This is a genomic window from Aliihoeflea sp. (genome assembly GCF_052435475.1).
Classification (GTDB): Bacteria; Pseudomonadota; Alphaproteobacteria; order Rhizobiales; family Rhizobiaceae; genus Aliihoeflea.
Genome location: NZ_JBQVMV010000003.1, coordinates 214997 through 233819 on the forward strand (window position 1 = coordinate 214997; position 18823 = coordinate 233819).

The following is an 18823-nucleotide window of genomic DNA, read 5'->3' on the forward strand; positions in this document are numbered from 1 at the left end:
TCAGCGCGTTCCCGCGCCGACCCTCGCCATGCGCATCTGGACGATCTGCATCAGCGCTACGGCGAAGAGAACTGCCGCTCCGATCAGCGTCGTCGTCAGTTCAGGCGCGACCATCAGGATCGCCGCGACCGCGAGCAGCGGTCTCTCGAACGCGCGCAGGGGCTGGATGAGGTAGCCCGAAAACGCCGCCGACAGGGCGGTGATACCCAGCGCTGCGCCTGTAATGGCGAGGAGGAATGCGTCGAGCGAAAAGCCTTCGACGACGATCAGCAGGGACGGCGAGAAGACGAAGACGAACGGGATCAGCACCTTGCCGATGCCCAGCCTGAAGGCCGTATTGCCGGCCCGGAACGGGTTGGCGTTGGCGATGCCGGCGGCCGCGTAGGCGGCGAGGGCGACGGGCGGCGTGATGTCGGCGAGAACGCCGTAATAGAAGACGAAGAAATGTGCCACGAGCGGCTGGACCCCGAGCATTCCCAGGATCGGCGCGGCCACGGTCACCATGATCAGGTAGTTGGCGGTCGTGGGGATGCCGCAGCCCATGAGCACGCACACGACCCCCGTCAGTACGAGCGTGATCACCAGCGTCAGCGTCTGCGGCTGGAGCAGTTCGAACGGTATGAAGGGCTGAAGGGCGCCGGCCCATGCGGCAGCCGTCGAGGTGACGATGTAGGACACCTTGAAGCTGACGCCCGTCAATGTGACGACGCCGATCACCATGCCGACCGTCGCGGCCGCGGCGCCGACCGCGAGCGCGAATTTCGCGCCGAGGACGAAGCTGTCGAAGATGTCTCGGATCGTGATGCGGTTCTTCGGGTTCGCGATGCCGATGACCATGCACGCGGTGATGCCCCAGAAGGCGGCGAGATAGGGCGTGTAGCCGTTCATCAGAACGCCGATCAGGACGAAGAGCGGGATCACCGTCGGCCAATCGTGGCGCAGCACCTGCCAGACGCGGGGCAGTTCGTCGGCGGTCAGGCCGCGCAGGCCGAGCCGTTTCGCTTCGAAATGGACCTGCATCAACACACCGAAGAAGTGCATGAAGGCGGGCACGAGGGCGGCGATGAGGATGTCGGTATAGGGAATGCCGAGGAACTCGACCATCAGGAACGCGGCGGCGCCCATGACGGGCGGCGTGATCTGGCCGCCGGTGCTGGCCGCGGCCTCGACGGCGGCAGCGAAGTGCCGTGGATAGCCGACGCGGATCATCGCCGGGATGGTCAACGATCCCGTCGTCACCGTATTGGCGATCGAAGAACCCGAGATCGAACCGAGAAGTGCAGACGACAGGACGGAAACCTTGGCCGGCCCGCCCGAGAAGCGCCCGGCGACGGCCGATGCGAGATCGATGAACAGCTTGCCTAGGCCCATCCGGGTCGCGAGCACGCCGAACAGCACGAAATGAAAGACATAGGTGGCGACGACGCCGACCGGCAGGCCGAAGATGCCTTGGCTGGTCAGATAGAGGTGGTTCACCAGCCCCGACCAGCTCGTGCCCGGATGGACCAGAATGCCGGGTGCGCTGCGCCCGAACAGCGCATAGGCCATGAAGAGGCACGCGATGACGGGCAGCGGCCAGCCCATCGAGCGCCGCGTGGCCTCGAGCAGGACGACGATCAGGATGGTGCCCATCGCGACGTCGATCGGCAGGGGATTGCCGACGCGAAAGGCGAGATCGTTGAAAATCCAGGGCACGTACATGACGGATACCGCGCCTGCGAGCGCGAATGCCCAGTCGATGAGGGGAATGCCGCCCGGTCGCAGCAATGACGATCGGTAGAGCGACTTCTGGCCGGTGGGGGTCGCTGCGAAGACGAGAAAGATCAGCCCGATCACGAACGCCATGTGGACGCCGCGATGCGTGACCTCGCGCAGGAGGCCGAAGCCGGCCGTGTAGTAGTGGAAGACCGAAAGGGTAAAGAGGAGAGCCGCTACCAGCCAGCCGACTGCCGGGCCCAGCGGGCGAAACCGCACCTCCGGGTCGAACTTCTCCTCCAGTTCCGCAAGGTCGGGCTGGTCGATCTGGCTTGCGGACTGGGTCATCGGCGTCGTTTCGTCGGTTCATGGAAAAGAAGATGCCATTCGCCGAAGCTCGGCGAATGGCAGGGCATTGCGGTCGTCGGCAACGATGGCGCGCCGGCTATTCCTGAAGCAGGCCGGCTTCCTTGTAGAAGCGCTCGGCGCCGGCGTGGAGCGGGATGCCGATACCTTCGAGCGCGGTTTCCTTCACGATCGACGCGCCCTTGGCGTGTCCATTGTCGAGCAGCGCGCGCGAATTGTCGTTCCAAAGCGCCTTGGTGATCTCGTAGATGAGATCGTCGGGCTGCTCCGCGCTGGTCACCCACTGGGCGCCGACGCTGATGCTCTGGACGTCGTCCGGCACGCCTTCATAGGTGCCGCCGGGGATGGTGTGCTCGGCGAAGAAGCCGTATTCTTCGAGCAGCGCGTCTGCTTCGGGTCCTTCGATCGGAACGAGGACGATGTCCTGGCTGGTCGCCAGTTCGGTGATCGCACCGGCCGGGAAGCCACCGACGAAGAAGAAGGCGTCCATGTTGTTGTCGCGCATGAGGTCCGCAGCCTGGTTCGGCTTGAGGAACTCGGCCTCGACGTCGTCTTCGGACAGGCCATAGGCCTCGAGGATGATGCGGGCATCGACGAGCGTTCCCGAACCCGGCTCGTCGAGCGAAACCTTCTTGCCGGCAAGATCGGCGACCGAGGCGATGCCGGCATCCGCGCGTGCGACCAGATGGATGCTTTCGGGATAAAGATTGGCGATGGCACGCACGTTTTCGAGCGCTCCCTTGCCCTCGAAGACGCCTGTCCCCGTGTGCGCCCAGTAGGCGACGTCGGACTGCGAGAAACCGGATTCGATCTGGCCGCTGGCAATGCCGTTGATGTTGGCGACCGAGCCGTTGGACGCAAGGGCCGTCGCGATCACGCCGGGCGCGCCGCAGCTCCCGCCTTCCTCGCAGGCGCGCGAGCCGGGCGGGTTGGAGATGGCGTTGGACAATAGGCCGCCGATCGGAAAATACGTGCCGGCCGTACCGCCGGTCGCGATGCGGAAGAACTGGATGTCCTGCGCCACGGCCGGCAGCGCGGCAAGGCCGCCCGCGATCGAAAGAATGGCTGCGGCTTTCGCAAGCCCGGTGAATGAAAGGCTCATGGTTCTCTCCTCATTGGCCGAGACGTTCCCGGATGTTCCCAGGGCCGCAATGTTTCCGTTCGAACGTGGGAGTGCAAGCCTCATTCTCGCCATCATTGACGCCAGCCCACCGATTTGCGGGCAATTGCGCCGCTGCGCCAGTCGATTTGTCGCCCTGTGCCAGCGCTCTCAAGTGGCCGGTCGAAGCGCCGTCGCCAAGTCGTTCCAGACCTCCTGCCGGCGGATCTTCTCGGCTTCCACCTCGAACCGGTCGATGAACCGGACATCGGCGAACGGCGTGCCGTCCGGCTGTTCGCCGTGAAGCGTGCCAGAAACGAACACAGTGGTCGTCGTGCCCGAATGGCTTTCGTTCACGCTGTCGACCGTCTTGCGCACGAAGCGGTAGCGCGGCGCGGAAAAGGCGACCAGGTCCTCCAGTCGGGTCATCCGCGTACCGTTAGTCGGGCCGGGAAACACCATCTCGAAGTCCGGGCTCAAATGCCTGCGCGCCCCGTCGAGGTCGCGCGCTTCCATCAGGCGCAGAAATTCGAGCACGATATCGCCGGCTGGACGCAGGGCTGCGCCGGGCGAGCGTGGCGTGCGTCCGCGCATATAGCTGTCCGCATCGACCTCCTCGAACACCACGGTGATCGCGTCGAGCGGTGCGTGCAGCGTCGCCGCGACCGCATCGGTCAGCCGCTCCGCAAGACGCCTGCGCACGTCGGCTGCATAGCCCCGGATCAGCGTTCCGCGAATGATCGGCATGGTCTGGCTCCGTTTCGGCGAATTTAGTTGCTTGCTATAATGGTATATTGTTATATCATTAGTCAATGACGCAGCGGCAATGCCGTCGCGGAGCTCGGTCGAGCGGGAGAGGGCATGGCGGAATTCACGGGCGATACGGATCGGGAGCAGAAGTCGCAGTCGGCGGGCACGGCCGTTCCGCGCCGTGTGCTGATCGACCCGACGTCGCGCGTGCCGCTCTACCACCAGATCCTGATCATCCTGCGTAACCAGATCTTCTCGGGTGAACTGCGTCCCGGCGCGGCACTGCCGGGCGAGCAGGAACTGGCCGAGCGCTTCGCCGTATCGCGCATCACGGCCAAGCGTGCGCTGAACGAACTTGCCGATGCCGGGCTTGCGGTGCGCGAGCGTGGTCGCGGAACGCGCGTTTCCGATGCGCCGCCCGCGCCGACGATCAAGACCTCGGTCGAGGGCTGGCTGGAAAACATTTCGCTGATGGGCGTAGCGACCGATGTCGAGGTGCTGGAGTTCGACTACGTCCCGGCTCTGGCCGAGGTGGCCGAGGCCTTGCTCGTCAAGCAGGGCACGATCGTCCAGCGGACGGTGCGCGTGCGCTCGCTGGACGGCGAACCGATGTCGCATCTGGTTACCTACGTCCCGGAGGACATCGGACGGTCCTTCGATCGTGACGAGATGGGAAGCTTCCCGCTCCTGACGCTGATGGAGCGTCACGGCGTCAAGGTCGCCGATGCGCGCCAGAGCGTCTCCGCGACCCTGGCCGAACCGGAGATCGCGCGCGCGCTGTCGATCCATGCCGGCTCGCCGCTCATCGACGTCAGGCGCATCGTCCGCGATGTCGACGACCGGCCGGTCGAGTTCATCCGCGTGCTCTACCGGCCCGACAAGTACCAGTTCGAGATGAACCTGAAACGCGTGCGCCGCCGCGAGGGAATGCAGTGGCAATCGCTCGGCCAGGACCCGTCCGGCCGTTCGAACGACAAGTGATCCAATCATAAGAAAAGAGAGGAACTGACATGAAGACGCTTATCCATACGCCCATCAAACGCCGGCAGTTTCTGGCAGGAGCGGGAACCGCAGCCCTCGTGACGGGCTTTCCGGCCGTCCTGCGTGCGCAGGAGCCGGACGCGATCCGTCTCGGCCTGGTTCATCCAGTGACCGGCTTCGTCTCGTTTTCCGGCACGCAGTGCCGTGTCGGCGCCGAGATGGCCATCGCCGACATCAATGCCGCCGGCGGCATCCAGTCGATGAACGGCGCCAAGCTGGAAGCGATGCTCGCCGACAGCCAGGGTCGCCCGGAACTCGGCGCATCCGAGACTGCCCGCCTGATCGAGGCCGGCGCGACCGGCATCATCGCGGGTTATTCGTCGGCGATTTCGCTGGCGACCTCGCAGGAAGCGGCCAAGACGATGACGCCCCACATCGTCGATGTCGGCGTCGCCGACAACATCATGGAGCGCAACCTCGAAAACACGTTCCGCTTCGCGCCGGGCTTCGGCTCCGTGGCGAGCTCGGCCGTCGAGGCGCTGAAGGCGATCAATGCCAGCGGCGAAGCCAAGACCGCCGTCATCATCCACGAGGAGTCGCTGTTCGGCACCGGCACCGCCGAACTCCTTGCCAAGGAACTGCCGAATATCGGCATCGAGGTTCTGGAGGTCATTCGCCACGCGAACCCGACGCGGGACTTCACCAACATCGCGCTCCAGCTCCGCTCGCTGCAGCCGGACCTCATCATCCCCGCCAACTACTACAACGAATACGTGCTCCTCGCCCGCACGCTGCGCCAGCAGCGCATCGCGGCCAAGGGCATCTATTCGGTGCTCGGCGGCGCGGCCTCGAACCTGCAATTCGTCCAGGAATTCCCGGAAGCGGCCGAGAACATCATGGACTGCAACCACTGGTACGACCCGAATTCCGAAGTCGCGGTGCAGCGTCGCGCAGCCGCCGAGGAGAAGGGCCTGTTCTACACTTACGAGATCTTCCTTGCCTACAACGCCGTCGCCTTCCTCGCCGATGCGATCGAACGCGCGGGTTCGACCGAGAACGAGGCCATCATCGAGGCGCTCAACGCCTCGACCTGGGACAATCACGGCATGCCCTACGGGCCGACCAAGATCGAGAACGGCCAGAACACTGGGGCGCAGGCGGTCAATACGCAGGTGCAGGGCGGGGAGATCCAGGTGGTCCTGCCGGAAGAGTTCGCCTCCGCCGAGGTGATCTTCCCGGTCCCGGCCTGACCTTCCGCCTGAACGAAACGGGCGCGGGGCAGGGCTCCGCGCCGCATCACAGGTTGTGACATGATCGATCCGGTCATCCTGATACCATCGCTGATCAACGGGCTGACGACGGGCGCGCTTTATGCGCTCGTCGCGCTCGGCCTGACGCTGATCTACGGTGTCCTGCACATCATCAATTTCGCCCATGGCGCGATGCTGATGATGGCGCTTTATGGCGTCTTCTTCCTGAACCGCCTGTTCGGCATCGATCCCTATGTGGCGCTTTTGATCGTGCCGCCGGCCATGTTCGCGATCGGCTACGCGCTCCAGCGCGGCATCATCGGCCGCGCCAGCCATGGCCGCGACGAGAACATCCTGCTCGTCACGCTCGGCCTGTCGATCATCATCGAGAACATGGCGCTCTATTTATTCCGCTCCGACACGCGAACCATCGAGACGCCCTATTCCTTCGAGGTGGTCGAGTTTGCCGGTGCATTCGTTCCCGTAGCCAAGGTCGTCGCCTTTTTCGGCGCGCTGGTGACGGCCGCGCTGCTTTGGGCCTTCATGTCGAAGACTGATCTCGGCCGCGCCATCCGCGCGCTCGCCAAGGAACGCAAGGGCGCGCGGCTCGTCGGCATCAATGTCGACCACGTCTTTGCGATGAGCTTCGGCATCGGCGTCGCCTGCCTCGGCGTAGCGGCCTGCCTCTTGATGCCGAGCTACTACGTCAACCCACAGGTCGGCTACGGCTTCGTGCTGATCGCCTTCACCACGGTCGTGCTCGGCGGCATGGGCTCCTTCGTCGGCGCGATGATCGGCGGGCTGGTGATCGGCGTGGTCGAAGCCATGGGCGGCCTGTTCCTGGGCGACAGTCTCGGCCAGTTCGGCATCTTCGCCATCTTCATCCTGATCCTGATGTTCCGCCCGACGGGACTTCTGGGCCACAAGGTCTGAGGCTGGCTGATGATCAACACCAAGCAACTCGTCGCGCTTCTCGTCATTTTCGGCCTGATCGCAACCTGTCCATTCTGGATCGTCTCGCCATCGACGCTGAACACGGTGATCGCGATCCTCTACATCGCGCTGCTCGGCCAGGCGTGGAACATCCTCGGCGGCTATGGCGGGCAGTTCTCGTTCGGCCACGCGGCCTTCTTCGGCACCGGCGCCTATACGGTGGCGGTGCTTCAGATCCAGTTCGGCATCAATCCGTGGCTGGGCATGGTCGCCGGCGGACTGCTCGCCATGGCAGTCGCGCTCTTCGTCGGCTTCGCCTCGTTCCGCTACGGCCTGCGCGGCTCCTATTTCGCGCTGGTGACGCTCGCCTTCGCAGAAGTGCTGCGCATCCTGTCGAACTCGGTCGGCTTCACCGGTGGCGGCGTCGGCATTCTGATCCCGCTCGATCGCGACATCGCCAACATGCAGTTCGCCGACAATCGCGGTTATTTCTGGCTGATCTGGACGCTGTGCCTTGCCTGCTTCCTCACCGTCTGGTGGCTCGGTCGCTCGCGCTTCGGCGCCTGGCTGATGGCCGTGCGCGACAATGAGGATGCAGCGCGTGCATTGGGCGTCGACGTGTTCAAGACCAAGATGGGCGCGGTCGCGCTCTCCGGCTTTTTCTCCGGGCTCGCGGGCGTCTTCTACGCGCAGTTCTATCTCTATCTCGACCCGCTGATCGCCTACGGCTCGGCGATCTCGATCGAGTCGCTGCTGGTGCCGATCATCGGCGGCATGGGGACGCTGTTCGGTCCACTGATTGGCGCCGCCGTCATCCACACGCTGTCCGAAGTCACGCGTCACAATATTGGCGACGTGCCCGGCGTCGCGCTGGCGATCTACGGCGTGCTTCTGATCGTCATCGTCATGTTCCTGCCGCGCGGGCTGATCAGCATTTTCTCGGTCGCGCGACGGGTATTTTCGAAGCGGAGGCCGGCCAATGCTTGAAGTCAGCGGCATCTCCAAATCCTTCGGCGGGCTGAAGGCGGTCGACAACGTGTCGATGAAGATCGCGGAAGGCAGCCTAGTCTCGCTGATCGGGCCGAACGGTGCGGGCAAGACGACGTTCTTCGCGCTCGTGACCGGCTTCCACAAGCCCGACAGCGGCACGGTAAAGTTTGCCGGCAACGACATTCTGGGCGTCAAGCCGAGTGATATCGCCCGCGCCGGCATGGTTCGCACCTTCCAGATCGTGCAGCCCTTCGCCGGCCAGACCGTGCGCGAGAATATCGCCGTCGGCGCGCATCTGCGCCACGCCTCGCGCCGCGATGCGCTCGACCGGGCGCGGGAAGTGGCAGAGAAGGTCGGCCTTGGCGATCGGCTCGACCAGGACGCCGCCGATCTGACGGTGGCGGGGCGCAAACGCCTCGAAGTCGCGCGCGCTTTGGCGACCGACCCCAAGCTCGTCCTCTTCGACGAGGTGCTGGCCGGTCTCAATCCAAGCGAAATCCGCGACGTCATTCCGGTGATCCGGGCGGTGCGCGACAGCGGCGTCACGATCCTGCTCATCGAGCATGTCATGCAGGCCGTCATGAGCCTGTCGGAATACACCTTCGTGCTCAATCAGGGCCGGCTGATCGCCGAAGGCGAGCCGCGCGCTGTCGCGAACGACCAGGCCGTCATCGAGGCGTATCTCGGGCCGGGAATGGCCGCCCGCCTGAAAGCGCAAACGCCACAGGTGCAGGCATGAGCGGTGAAGCCATTCTCGAAGTCTCCGGCCTGCGCGCCGGCTACGGCGCCGTCGAAGTGCTGCGCGGCGTCGACCTGACCATTAGGCGCGGCGAGATCGTCGCGCTCCTGGGCTCGAACGGCGTCGGCAAGACGACGTTCAATTCGGTGTTGTCGGGCCTCCTGCGTCCATGGGCGGGCAGCGTGTCCTTCAAGGGCAGAGACATGACGGGCGTCGATGCTCCAGGCGTCGTCGATGCGGGCATGAGCCTCGTGCCGGAAGGCCGATTGATCTTCCCGAGTATGACGGTGAAGGAGAACCTGATCCTCGGTTCCTATCGCCGCGCGAAGAACAATCGTGACGCCAATATCGACAAGATCGTCGCGATCTTCCCGCGCCTGAAGGAGCGTTTCGAGCAGAAGGCCGGGACGCTGTCCGGCGGCGAGCAGCAGATGCTGGCGATCGGGCGCGGCATGATGGCGGAGCCGGAATTGCTGATCCTCGACGAGCCGTCGCTGGGCCTGTCACCCCTGCTGGTCGAGGAAATGTTCAACCTCATCAAGCGCCTGAACGCCGAGGGCCTGACGATCCTGCTGGTCGAGCAGAACGTTGCGCAGTCGCTGGAGATCGCGACCACCGGCTACGTGCTGGAAAATGGCGCGATCAGCCTCTCCGGCCCCGCTGCGACGCTGATGGACGATCCGAACCTCCAGCGTTCCTATCTGGGGATATGACCATGTCCCGCCCGATGACCCTTGCCGAGAAGATCATCGCCCGCGCTGCCGGCCGCAAGGCGGTCACCCCGGGCGAGGTGGTGACGACGAAGGTCGACCTCGCGATGATCCACGATTCCGGCGGCCCGCGCCGGGTCGAGCCGATCCTGAAACGGCTCGGTGTCGGGCTGTTCGATACGAGCAAGGTTGTGCTGATTTCCGACCACTATGTGCCCGGCGACACGGAGGAGGGCGCGGCGATCCTTGCTCTGACGCGGGCTTGGGCGCAGGAAAAGGGCGTGTCCTTCTATGACGGCGAGGGCATCTGCCATGTCGTCCTACCCGAGCGGGGGCATCTGAAGCCCGGAATGCTCGTCGTCGGCGGCGACAGCCATTCGCCGACCGGCGGCGCGTTCGGCGCCTACATGTTCGGCGTCGGCGCGACCGAGATGGCAGGCGTGCTCGCAACCGGCGAAATCTGGCTGAAAGTGCCCGAGACCATCCGCATCGAATGGTCGGGAACGCTCGGCGAACGGCTGATGGCGAAGGACATGATCCTTGCCATGTGCTGCAAGCTCGGCATGGATGGCGGGCGCTATCAGGCGATCGAATATGCCGGCGAAACGGTCCGCGCGCTGCCGATGCAGGAGCGCATGACTATGTCGAACATGGCCGCCGAACTTGGCGCACAAGCCGGCCTGATCGCGCCCGACGAGATGACGATGCGCTGGCTCGCCGAGCATGGCGCGACCGATTTGCCGGACGCGGCAGACTGGCAGAGCGACGAAGGCGCGACGGTTGCCGAAACGCATCGCTTCGACGCCTCGACGCTGGAACCGCAGGTCGCCGCGCCGCATTCGCCAGCGAATTCCGCAGGCATATCCGACTACGAGCCGACCGGCATCGACGTCGCCTATATCGGCGCGTGCACCGGCGCGAAATATGTCGACCTGAAAGCCGCCGCCGACATCATCCGTGGCCACACATTGGCCAAAGGCGTCGAACTCCTCGTCGCGCCCTCGTCAAAGCGTGACCAGGAGCGCGCGGAGCGAGACGGCATCATGAAGGTGCTGGAGGATGCCGGCGCCAGGGTGCTGCCGAACGCTTGCGGCATCTGCGCCGGCTATGGGTCGGCGCGGCTCGGCGAGGACGTGACCTGCATCTCCACCACCGCGCGCAACTTCAAGGGCCGCATGGGCGCGAAGTCCTCGATGGTCTATCTCGGCTCGCCATACACGGTCGCAGCCTCCGCCATCGCCGGCCGCATCGCGGACCCCCGCGAATTCGGGGACGCGGCATGAACCGGGCCTTCGTCTTCGGCAACGACATCGACACCGACGCGCTCGCCCCCGGCCAATATATGGGCGGCGGAATCGAGGTGCTGGCGCAGCACTGCCTCGAAGCCGTCGATCCCGACTTCGCATCGTCGGTGAAGCCGGGCGACGTCATCGTTGCAGGCAAAAATTTCGGTATGGGCTCGTCGCGCGAGCAGGCCGCGCAGGCGCTCAAGCATCTGGGCGTCGCCGGCATCGTCGCGCGATCCTTTGCCGGCATCTTCCAGCGCAACGCCATCAATCTCGGCCTGCCGGCCTTTGTCGGCGGCGACGAGATCGGCGGCATAGAGGCTGGCGACGACGTAGAACTGGACGTTCGCAACAGCCGGCTAACGACCGTAAGCGGGACGATCGAACTAGAGCCTTTGCCTGATTTTCTGATCGAGATGATCGCCGATGGCGGATTGGTGCCGCATCTCGAAAAACGCTTCGCGCGCGAGCGCATGAACCGAGGAGAACAACAATGAAGCGCCTGAAAGCGCGCCTCGGCGACGAAGGCATAATCGTCGCACCCGGTGTCTATGACGGCCTTTCGGCGCTGATCGCAGAGCAGGCCGGCGCGGAATCGATCTACCTGTCCGGCGCCTCGCTCGCTTATACGCGCTTCGGCCGCCCCGATATCGGCCTCGTCTCGATGAGCGAGGTCGCCGACGCGGTCGCCGTCATCTGCGACCGCGTCGCACTACCGCTGATTGTCGATGGCGACACAGGCTTCGGCAACGCGCTCAACGTGCAGCGCACGGTGCGCATGTTCGAGCGCATGGGCGCTGCGGCAATCCAGCTCGAAGATCAGACCATGCCCAAGCGTTGCGGGCATTTGAACGGCAAGTCGCTGATCTCCACCGGCGAGATGATGGGCAAGATCAAGGCCGCGACTGATGCTCGGGCGGCTGATGACTTCGTCGTCGTCGCCCGTACCGATGCCATCGGCGTCGAGGGGTTCGAGGCTGCTCTCTACCGGGCCGCTGCCTATGCCGAGGCCGGCGCGGACATGGTGTTCGTCGAGGCCCCGCGCTCGCTGGACGAGATGAAGCAGATCGTCGCCACCCTTGGCGAGCGCGTGCCGCTGATGGCGAATATGGTGGAAGGCGGCAAGACGCCGCCGATGACGGCGACGGATCTCGAGGCGCTTGGCTTTTCGCTGGTGATCTTCCCCGGCGGGCTGACCCGCGCGGTCGCCAAGATCAGCCGCGCCTATTTCGACAGCCTGCTGAAATCCGGCTCCAACGCGCCGTTCCGCGACCAGATGTACGATTTTGCCGGCATCAACGATGTCGTCGGCACCGACGACTTGCTCGAAGCCGGAAACGCCTATGACGAAAAGAGGTTCACCCATGATTGATCCCGTCCTTCTGGCGATCCTGAAAGGCCGGTTAGAGCAGATCGCCGACGAGATGGACGCGACCCTGTTCCGCTCCGCGTTCAACCCGATCATCGCCGAGGCGCATGACGCCTCGCACGGCATCTACGATGCGAAGACCGGCGACACGCTGGTGCAGGGCAAGTCCGGCCTGCCGATCTTCGTCGGTGTCATGGCGTTTGCGGTGAAGGCCGTGATCGAGAAGGCGGCCAAGAGCGGCGGCCCGAAGGACGGCGACGTGTGGATATTCAACGATCCCTATGCCGGCGGCACGCATCTGTCGGACTTCCGTCTCGTGCGCCCGCTTTTCCGCAATGGCGAGGTGTTCTGCTACCTCGCTTCGGTCGGTCACTGGCATGATGTCGGCGGCAATGTGCCGGGCAACTACAATCCGGTTGCAACCGAGAGCTTTCAGGAAGGCATGCTCATCCCGCCGGTCAAGCTCTTCGATCGGGGCGAATTGCGTCAGGACGTGATCGACATCCTGTCGTCCAACTCGCGCCTGCCGAACTCGCTCTTCGGCGATCTGAACGGCCAGATCAACGCGCTCGACCTCGGCGTCAAGCGGATGACCGAACTTCTGTCCGACTACGGCGACGAGACGGTGTCGGGCGCACTCGACGAACTGAAGGCCCGCGCTGCGATGCTGATGCGCGCCGAGATCGACAAGCTGCCGCAGGGCACCGTGTCGGCCGAGGACTATCTCGACAATGATGGCATCGTCGACGAGCCGCTGACCATCGCGCTCGATCTGACGATCGAGAATGGCCGCATGGTCATGGACTTCTCCCGCTCCTCGCTCGCCTGCGCCGGGCCGGTCAACATCTCGCGCGCAACGACGATCGCCGCCTGCTACGTCGCGCTGAAGCATGTCTTCGGCGACGTGCCGGCCAATGCCGGCGTGCTGGAGCCCGTCGATTTCGTCATCCCCGAGGACAGCCTTCTCTCGGTCGTCGCGCCGAAGCCCGTCGGCGGCTACACCGAGACGATTCTGCGGCTGATCGACGTGGTCTTCCAGGCGATCGCAAAGATCGCGCCGGAACGCTCTAACGGCTGCGCCTACGGCACGATCAACGCACTGTCGCTCGCAGGGTATCGCGGAGCCGACAAGAAGCGCTGGGTGATGTTCTCCTTCTTCGGCGGCGGCCATGGCGGGCATCCGGAAGGCGACGGGCTGAACCACGGCAACGCGCCGATTTCGACCGCGACCATTCCGCCGCTGGAAATCCTCGAAGCCGCCTATCCGGTCATGTTCACGCAATGGGCGCTGCGGCCGGATTCCGGCGGGGCGGGGAAGAGTCGTGGCGGTCTCGGCGCGGTCTACGAGCTCGAACTTCTGGAAGAGAGCGCCGATGTCTTCCTGTTCGGCGAGCGCGGCCGCTTTGCGCCGAAGGGTGTCGCGGGTGGCCGCAATTCCGTTCTGAACAGCTTCTCCTATGAGCAGGCCGACGGGGAGCACCACCCGCCGATGGCCTCCAAGATGGTCGGCATTAAGCTGAAGCGCGGCCAGAAGGTGCGGCTGGAGACCCCCGGCGGCGGCGGGTACGGCCCGGCTTCCGAGCGCGACCCGACACGGATCGAGCGCGACATCGCGCTTGGATACGTCTCGGCCGATGCCGCCGAACGTGACTACGGCCATGGCTTGAAGAAGGATGCCGCGGCATGAGCGAGAAACGCTATGTGATCGGCGTCGATGTCGGCGGGACCTTTACCGATATCTTCGTCTACGACCAGATCGACCACACCGTCCAGACGACCAAGATCCCGTCCACGCGCGGTGACCAGTCGAAGGGCTTTGCCGAGGGCATTTCCCGCATCGTCGCGGATTTCGCCGACATCGCGACGGTTGTTCACGGCACGACCGTCGGCACCAATGCTCTGCTGGAGCGCAAGGGCGCGAAGACCGGCATTATCACGACCAAGGGCTTTCGCGACGTGCTCGAGATGCGCCGGCGCGACCGGCCCTCGACCTGGGGCCTGTGGGGGCAGTACACGCCGGTCATCAGCCGCGAGCATCGCCTCGAAGTGAGCGAGCGCGTGCTCGCCGACGGCACGGTGCGCGAGGCCGTCAACGACGACGAGGTCCGCGCGCAGGCCGAGATGCTGGAGGCGGCAGGCTGCGATGCGGTCTGCGTCTTCTTCGTCAATGGCTATGCGAACGACGCCAATGAGCGGCAAGCCGTCGAGGCCGTGCGCGCAATCTGGCCGAACGGCTATGTCACGGCGGCAACCGAGATCGTGCCGGAGATCCGCGAATTCGAGCGCCTGTCGACGGCGGCGCTCAACGCCTATCTCCAGCCGGTCGTCTCGTCCTATCTGGACCGTCTGGAAAAGACGCTGAAAGGGCGCGGCTTTGCCGGCGACATCCTGATCGTCCAGTCGAATGGCGGCGTGATGGCGATCGACACCGCCAAGCGCTTTCCGGTCCGCACGGCGTTGTCCGGTCCCGCTGCCGGCGTCATGGCGGCGCAGGCGATCGCCAAGGCGGCGGGCTTCCCGAACGTGATCACCTGCGACATGGGCGGCACGTCCTTCGACGTCTCGCTGGTCGCAGATGGACAAAGCGCGCTCGCTGCGCAGACCGCCATCGATTTCGGCCTCGTCGTCCGCACCCCGATGATAGAGATCTCGACCATCGGCGCTGGCGGCGGCTCGATTGCCGGCATCGACAATGGCGGCATCCTGCAGGTCGGTCCGGAATCGGCCGGCTCTGATCCGGGTCCCGTCTGCTACGGGCTCGGCAACGAACGTCCGACCGTCACCGACGCCAATGTCGTGCTCGGCCGCATCAATGCCGACCGCCCGATCGGCGGCAAGCTCGCGCGGCTCGACGTGGATGCCGCACGGCGCGCGATCGAGACCCATGTCGCAGGCCCGCTCGGCCTCTCCGTCGAGGAAGCAGCCGAGGCGATTCTCAAGATCGCCAATGCCAAGATGGCGGGCGCGATCCGGCTCGTCTCGATCGAGCGCGGATACGATCCCGCCGACTTCGCGGCCATGCCGTTCGGCGGCGGCGGTGCTCTCCACACCGGCGCACTGATCAAGGAAGTGGGCTTGAAGTCAGCGCTCGTACCGCGCTTTCCGGGTGTCACATCTGCGCTCGGCTGCGTCGTCGCGGACATGCGCCATGATCGCGTTCAGACCGTGAACCGCCTGCTCGACGGGCTCGACGCCGCATCGCTCGGCGCGGAGATTAAGAAGGTCAGCGACGAGACTGCCGAACTCTTGAAGGCAGCCGGCGTCTCCTTCGAGCGCGTCGACCGCATCTTCGAACTCGACATGCTCTATCTCGGCCAGACGCACACGGTTTCCGTCCCGCTCGACATGCCCGCGGGCGATTTGACGGTCGATGCAATCCGCGATGCGTTCGAGGCGGCTTACCGATCTGCCTTCGGTCGTCTGCTCGCCGGCATTCCGATGCGCGTGATGAACTACCGCGTCGCGGTCGTCGGGCGCCGTCCTGCCTTCGACATGGGCGCATTCGCTCCCGTCACCGACAAGACGGCCGATGAGTGCCTCACCGGCAGCCGCAAGCTCTATGCCGAGGGCGCCTGGCATTACACGCCGCTTTATGACCGTCTCGCTCTTCCCGTCGGCGCCAAGATTGCCGGCCCTGCGATCCTCGAGCAGGCCGACACGACGATCTTTGTCGACCCGGGTCTCGAGGGCGTCGTGGACGGCTTTGGCAATGTCGTCATTTCGCGGGCGGCGACATGATGGCGGGGGGACCGATCGACGTTACGAAGACCGCGCTGCTGATCGTCGATCTGCAGAACGATTTTCTCGATCCCAAGGGAGCCTATGGCCGCGCTGGCCAGTCGGCGGAAATGATCGCCAAATTGCCCGCGCGGCTGAAGCCGCTTGCCGATGCGCTGCGCGCGAAGGGCGGCTTCAGCCTCTCCTCGCAGTTCACGCTGGTGCCGGGGCGCGGCGGCGAGCCGATGATCTCGCCGCATCTGAAAGCACTGCGCCCCTTCCTCAGGAAGGGCGACTTCCAGCCGGGCGCCTGGGGACATCAACTCGTCGACATGCTTCAGCCGGCCGATTTCGTGGTCGAAAAGGTTGCCTATTCGGTCTTCTTCCAGTCGCGCATGGAATTCGTGCTGAAGAAGGCCGGCATCGAGACGCTGTTCGTCTGCGGCATCGTTACCAATGGCGGCGTCGCCTCGACGGTTCGCGACGCGCATGTGCGCGATTTTCGCACCTTCGTCCTGTCCGATGGATGCGGCGCGTTTTCGCAAGAAACGCACGACAACGCGATCCGCGATCTGTCGACCCTTACGAAGGCGATCACCGTCGCCGAGGCGATCGCAATGGTCGACGGCGCATGAGCGCCGTCCTGCCCGTCTCCGCGATGAAGGCTGATGCCGAGGTCGATGTGGCGATCATCGGGGCCGGCGCCTGTGGGCTCGTCGCCGCTCTGCGCGCGGTCGAGGCGGGAGCGGACGTGCTGGTGCTGGAACGTGACGCGAAGCCAACCGGGTCGACCTCGATGTCATCGGGCTTCATTCCCGCACCCGCGACGCGCTTCCAGCGCGCGATCGGGGTCGAGGACGATACGCCTGAGCGCTTTGCAGGCGACATCCAGGCGAAGACGAAGAACCGCGCCGATCCCGGCCTCGTCGCCACCGTATCGGGGACCATCGGCTCCGCGCTCGAATGGCTCGCAGACAGCCACGGGCTCGAATGGATCGTGCTCGACGATTTCCTCTATCCCGGCCATTCCCGCCATCGCATGCACGCGGTGCCCGAAAAGACCGGCGCGGCGCTGCTTCAAAGGCTGGCGACGGCGGCCGAGGCTGCTGGCGTCATGGTAGCGACGGGTACGCATGTCACCGGATTGTTTGCCGACGAAGAACGCATCCGCGGCGTTCGTATTTCCAGAGCGGACGGCAGCGAGGAGCACCTTGCCTGCAAGGCGCTCGTGCTGGCCTGCAACGGCTATGGCGGCAATGCCAGCCTCGTCGCGCGACACATTCCCGAACTCGAAGGTGCGCAATATCACGGACATGCCGGAAATCAGGGCGATGCGGTGCTGTGGGGGCAGGCGCTGGGCGCGGACATCCGCGACCTTTCCGGCTATCAGGGCCACGGTTCGCTCGCGCATCCGCACCAGATCTTGATTTCGTGGGCGCTGATGATGGAAGGCGGTATCCAGGTGAATGCTGCCGGACAGCGCTTCTCGAACGAGCATGCGGGATACTCCGAGCAGGCGGTCAAGGTTCTGGCTCAGCCATCGCGCTTCGCTTGGAACGTGTATGACCAGCGAATCCACGATTTCGCCCAGGCCTTTCCCGACTATCGCGACGCGATGGAGGCCGGCGCGATCCGCCGTGCTGACAGCCTGGACGAGCTTGCGCGGCAGATCGACGTCGACCCGCGCGCGCTCTCCGACACGCTGCGCACGGTGGCGGCGCTTCAGGCGGGGGAAGGCGCGGACGAATTCGGTCGCGATTTCACCGCGAGACCGGCTCTCAAAGCGCCCCTTCATGCCGTGAAGGTCACCGGCGCGCTTTTTCACACGCAGGGCGGGTTGATGGTCGATGGCGAGGCGCATGTCCTGTCCAACTCGGGCCGGGCGTTTCCCAACCTCTTCGCCGGCGGCGGAGCCGCATGCGGCGTTTCGGGACCCGATGTGTCGGGGTATCTTTCGGGCAACGGCCTGCTCACGGCCATCGCGCTCGGCTATATTGCGGGGCACAACTCTTTCCCCCGCTAGGGTCTCTCTCTGCGTGTCGGCAATCGTCCGCTCGAGTTGGAGGATCGCCTACATGGTGGCGTTGATTTCCGCGAGCTTGTCACGCAGGTCGTCGAGGCTCTTGACGTAGGTCTCGCGCATCGCATCCAGGCGCAGGAGGGGACCGGCGATCCCGATCGCGTAGGCTTCTCCGCCGAACTTCACCGCCACGGCAATGCCCATGACATCGTCCACCGTTTCCCCGCGCGACAGGAAATAGCCGCGCTCCCTGCCTTCCGCGATGTCGGCCTCTAGGCTCGGGCGATCGGTGATCGTCGAGGGGGTGACGGCGACGAGGGTCATCCGGTCGAGCGCCGCTTCGAATTCCTTCCGCCCGAGCAAGGACAGAACAGCCTTGCCGATCGCGCTGGTATGGGCCGGCCGCTGGTCTCCCGGAGATGCGGCGTAGCGGATGGTGTGCGTGCCGTCGACCACGTCGAGATAAAGTGCACTGTCGTCCTGGAGCTTGCCGATGATCGCCGTCTCGCCGGTTGCGGCGCTCAATTCCTCCGCGACTGCCACGATCCGGCGAAGCGGCTGATCACCGCGAGCGATGCGCTCGGCCAGTTCGGTCAGGCGCCGTGTCGGATAAAAGCGCTTCGGGCTGTCGAGACGATAGATGTAACCGCGCTGATGCAACGTCTTCACGAGTGAGTGGCAACTCGAGATCGGAACCGCGATCTCCTGCGCTATCTCGGTCAGCGACATGGGAATGCACCGGCCGCCGAAAGCTTCCATCAGGTCGAGGACCCTTGCAGCGCCCTTCATGGGGTCTTTGTCAGCCATTGGCGCGATCCTTTCCTTTGCGTAAGCGCAGATTGCAAAGGCGCAAAAATTCTGCTACAAGAATATTTATTCGATATAGCGAAAAAACAGCTTTGGCAAGCTGCCTTTCGA

General features: G+C 64.8%; 17 protein-coding genes. 13 read left to right on the top strand and 4 right to left on the bottom strand.

Translation table 11 applies throughout. From position 1 onward, the window contains the following. From ACT6QU_RS06515 to ACT6QU_RS06525, 3 genes are all read right to left on the bottom strand, one after another. Complete coding sequence (locus ACT6QU_RS06515) at positions 1-2043, bottom strand: TRAP transporter permease (protein WP_444563330.1); 2043 nt, start codon at positions 2041-2043, stop codon at positions 1-3. A gap of 97 nt (positions 2044-2140) precedes the next feature. Next, a complete protein-coding gene (locus tag ACT6QU_RS06520) occupies positions 2141-3163 on the bottom strand; it encodes a TAXI family TRAP transporter solute-binding subunit (RefSeq protein ID WP_444563329.1) in 1023 nt (340 codons plus the stop codon). A 168-nt stretch (positions 3164-3331) separates the two neighbouring features. Then, on the bottom strand, positions 3332-3907 hold the full coding sequence (locus ACT6QU_RS06525) for a tautomerase family protein (RefSeq protein WP_444563328.1): 576 nt from the start codon (positions 3905-3907) through the stop codon (positions 3332-3334). A gap of 114 nt (positions 3908-4021) precedes the next feature. Here ACT6QU_RS06525 and ACT6QU_RS06530 point away from each other — a divergent pair, with 114 nt between their 5' ends. The 13 genes from ACT6QU_RS06530 to ACT6QU_RS06590 are packed head-to-tail and all read left to right on the top strand — an operon-like array spanning position 4022 to position 17908. Further along, positions 4022-4891 (top strand): GntR family transcriptional regulator, encoded by an 870-nt coding sequence (locus ACT6QU_RS06530; RefSeq protein WP_444563327.1) that lies wholly within the window; start codon positions 4022-4024, stop codon positions 4889-4891. A 29-nt stretch (positions 4892-4920) separates the two neighbouring features. Beyond that, positions 4921-6141, top strand: coding sequence for an ABC transporter substrate-binding protein (locus tag ACT6QU_RS06535; RefSeq protein WP_444563326.1), 1221 nt, complete (start codon positions 4921-4923; stop codon positions 6139-6141). A gap of 60 nt (positions 6142-6201) precedes the next feature. Continuing rightward, the gene (locus ACT6QU_RS06540; protein WP_444563325.1) at positions 6202-7074 is read left to right on the top strand and encodes a branched-chain amino acid ABC transporter permease; all 873 of its coding nucleotides are present in this window, start codon (positions 6202-6204) and stop codon (positions 7072-7074) included. 9 nt (positions 7075-7083) lie between these two features. Further along, the gene (locus tag ACT6QU_RS06545; RefSeq protein WP_444563324.1) at positions 7084-8061 is read left to right on the top strand and encodes a branched-chain amino acid ABC transporter permease; all 978 of its coding nucleotides are present in this window, start codon (positions 7084-7086) and stop codon (positions 8059-8061) included. Beyond that, entirely contained in the window at positions 8054-8803 is a 750-nt protein-coding gene (locus tag ACT6QU_RS06550) for an ABC transporter ATP-binding protein (protein ID WP_444563323.1), read from the top strand. The genes ACT6QU_RS06545 and ACT6QU_RS06550 overlap by 8 nt, the downstream gene beginning before the upstream one ends. A gap of 11 nt (positions 8804-8814) precedes the next feature. Beyond that, positions 8815-9516, top strand: coding sequence for an ABC transporter ATP-binding protein (locus ACT6QU_RS06555; RefSeq protein ID WP_444563431.1), 702 nt, complete (start codon positions 8815-8817; stop codon positions 9514-9516). 2 nt (positions 9517-9518) lie between these two features. Then, complete coding sequence (locus tag ACT6QU_RS06560) at positions 9519-10796, top strand: 3-isopropylmalate dehydratase large subunit (protein ID WP_444563322.1); 1278 nt, start codon at positions 9519-9521, stop codon at positions 10794-10796. Next, entirely contained in the window at positions 10793-11296 is a 504-nt protein-coding gene (locus tag ACT6QU_RS06565; protein WP_444563321.1) for a LeuD/DmdB family oxidoreductase small subunit, read from the top strand. The genes ACT6QU_RS06560 and ACT6QU_RS06565 overlap by 4 nt, the downstream gene beginning before the upstream one ends. Then, positions 11293-12171, top strand: a complete 879-nt coding sequence (locus tag ACT6QU_RS06570; RefSeq protein ID WP_444563320.1) for an isocitrate lyase/PEP mutase family protein — start codon at positions 11293-11295, stop codon at positions 12169-12171. Before ACT6QU_RS06565 ends, ACT6QU_RS06570 begins: the two co-directional genes overlap by 4 nt. Continuing rightward, positions 12164-13855, top strand: a complete 1692-nt coding sequence (locus ACT6QU_RS06575) for a hydantoinase B/oxoprolinase family protein (protein ID WP_444563319.1) — start codon at positions 12164-12166, stop codon at positions 13853-13855. The genes ACT6QU_RS06570 and ACT6QU_RS06575 overlap by 8 nt, the downstream gene beginning before the upstream one ends. Then, on the top strand, positions 13852-15906 hold the full coding sequence (locus ACT6QU_RS06580) for a hydantoinase/oxoprolinase family protein (RefSeq protein ID WP_444563318.1): 2055 nt from the start codon (positions 13852-13854) through the stop codon (positions 15904-15906). The genes ACT6QU_RS06575 and ACT6QU_RS06580 overlap by 4 nt, the downstream gene beginning before the upstream one ends. After that, entirely contained in the window at positions 15906-16520 is a 615-nt protein-coding gene (locus ACT6QU_RS06585) for a cysteine hydrolase family protein (protein WP_444563317.1), read from the top strand. The genes ACT6QU_RS06580 and ACT6QU_RS06585 overlap by 1 nt, the downstream gene beginning before the upstream one ends. Continuing rightward, positions 16517-17908: an FAD-dependent oxidoreductase gene (locus ACT6QU_RS06590; RefSeq protein ID WP_444563316.1), complete on the top strand. Its 1392-nt coding sequence runs from the start codon at positions 16517-16519 to the stop codon at positions 17906-17908. The genes ACT6QU_RS06585 and ACT6QU_RS06590 overlap by 4 nt, the downstream gene beginning before the upstream one ends. Before the next feature lie 48 nt (positions 17909-17956). On the opposite strand, the gene ACT6QU_RS06595 is transcribed toward ACT6QU_RS06590, so the two are convergent. Further along, complete coding sequence (locus ACT6QU_RS06595; RefSeq protein ID WP_444563315.1) at positions 17957-18712, bottom strand: IclR family transcriptional regulator; 756 nt, start codon at positions 18710-18712, stop codon at positions 17957-17959. Between the last annotated feature and the right edge of the window lie 111 nt (positions 18713-18823).

Coding starts and splice junctions, on each gene's coding strand:
- ACT6QU_RS06530 (WP_444563327.1), top strand. CDS start 4,022: ATGGCGGAATTCACGGGCGATACGGATCGGGAGCAGAAGTCGCAGTCG.
- ACT6QU_RS06520 (WP_444563329.1), bottom strand. CDS start 3,163: ATGAGCCTTTCATTCACCGGGCTTGCGAAAGCCGCAGCCATTCTTTCG.
- ACT6QU_RS06580 (WP_444563318.1), top strand. CDS start 13,852: ATGAGCGAGAAACGCTATGTGATCGGCGTCGATGTCGGCGGGACCTTT.
- ACT6QU_RS06565 (WP_444563321.1), top strand. CDS start 10,793: ATGAACCGGGCCTTCGTCTTCGGCAACGACATCGACACCGACGCGCTC.
- ACT6QU_RS06515 (WP_444563330.1), bottom strand. CDS start 2,043: ATGACCCAGTCCGCAAGCCAGATCGACCAGCCCGACCTTGCGGAACTG.
- ACT6QU_RS06590 (WP_444563316.1), top strand. CDS start 16,517: ATGAGCGCCGTCCTGCCCGTCTCCGCGATGAAGGCTGATGCCGAGGTC.
- ACT6QU_RS06560 (WP_444563322.1), top strand. CDS start 9,519: ATGTCCCGCCCGATGACCCTTGCCGAGAAGATCATCGCCCGCGCTGCC.
- ACT6QU_RS06535 (WP_444563326.1), top strand. CDS start 4,921: ATGAAGACGCTTATCCATACGCCCATCAAACGCCGGCAGTTTCTGGCA.
- ACT6QU_RS06575 (WP_444563319.1), top strand. CDS start 12,164: ATGATTGATCCCGTCCTTCTGGCGATCCTGAAAGGCCGGTTAGAGCAG.
- ACT6QU_RS06570 (WP_444563320.1), top strand. CDS start 11,293: ATGAAGCGCCTGAAAGCGCGCCTCGGCGACGAAGGCATAATCGTCGCA.
- ACT6QU_RS06525 (WP_444563328.1), bottom strand. CDS start 3,907: ATGCCGATCATTCGCGGAACGCTGATCCGGGGCTATGCAGCCGACGTG.
- ACT6QU_RS06540 (WP_444563325.1), top strand. CDS start 6,202: ATGATCGATCCGGTCATCCTGATACCATCGCTGATCAACGGGCTGACG.
- ACT6QU_RS06545 (WP_444563324.1), top strand. CDS start 7,084: ATGATCAACACCAAGCAACTCGTCGCGCTTCTCGTCATTTTCGGCCTG.
- ACT6QU_RS06595 (WP_444563315.1), bottom strand. CDS start 18,712: ATGGCTGACAAAGACCCCATGAAGGGCGCTGCAAGGGTCCTCGACCTG.
- ACT6QU_RS06550 (WP_444563323.1), top strand. CDS start 8,054: ATGCTTGAAGTCAGCGGCATCTCCAAATCCTTCGGCGGGCTGAAGGCG.
- ACT6QU_RS06585 (WP_444563317.1), top strand. CDS start 15,906: ATGGCGGGGGGACCGATCGACGTTACGAAGACCGCGCTGCTGATCGTC.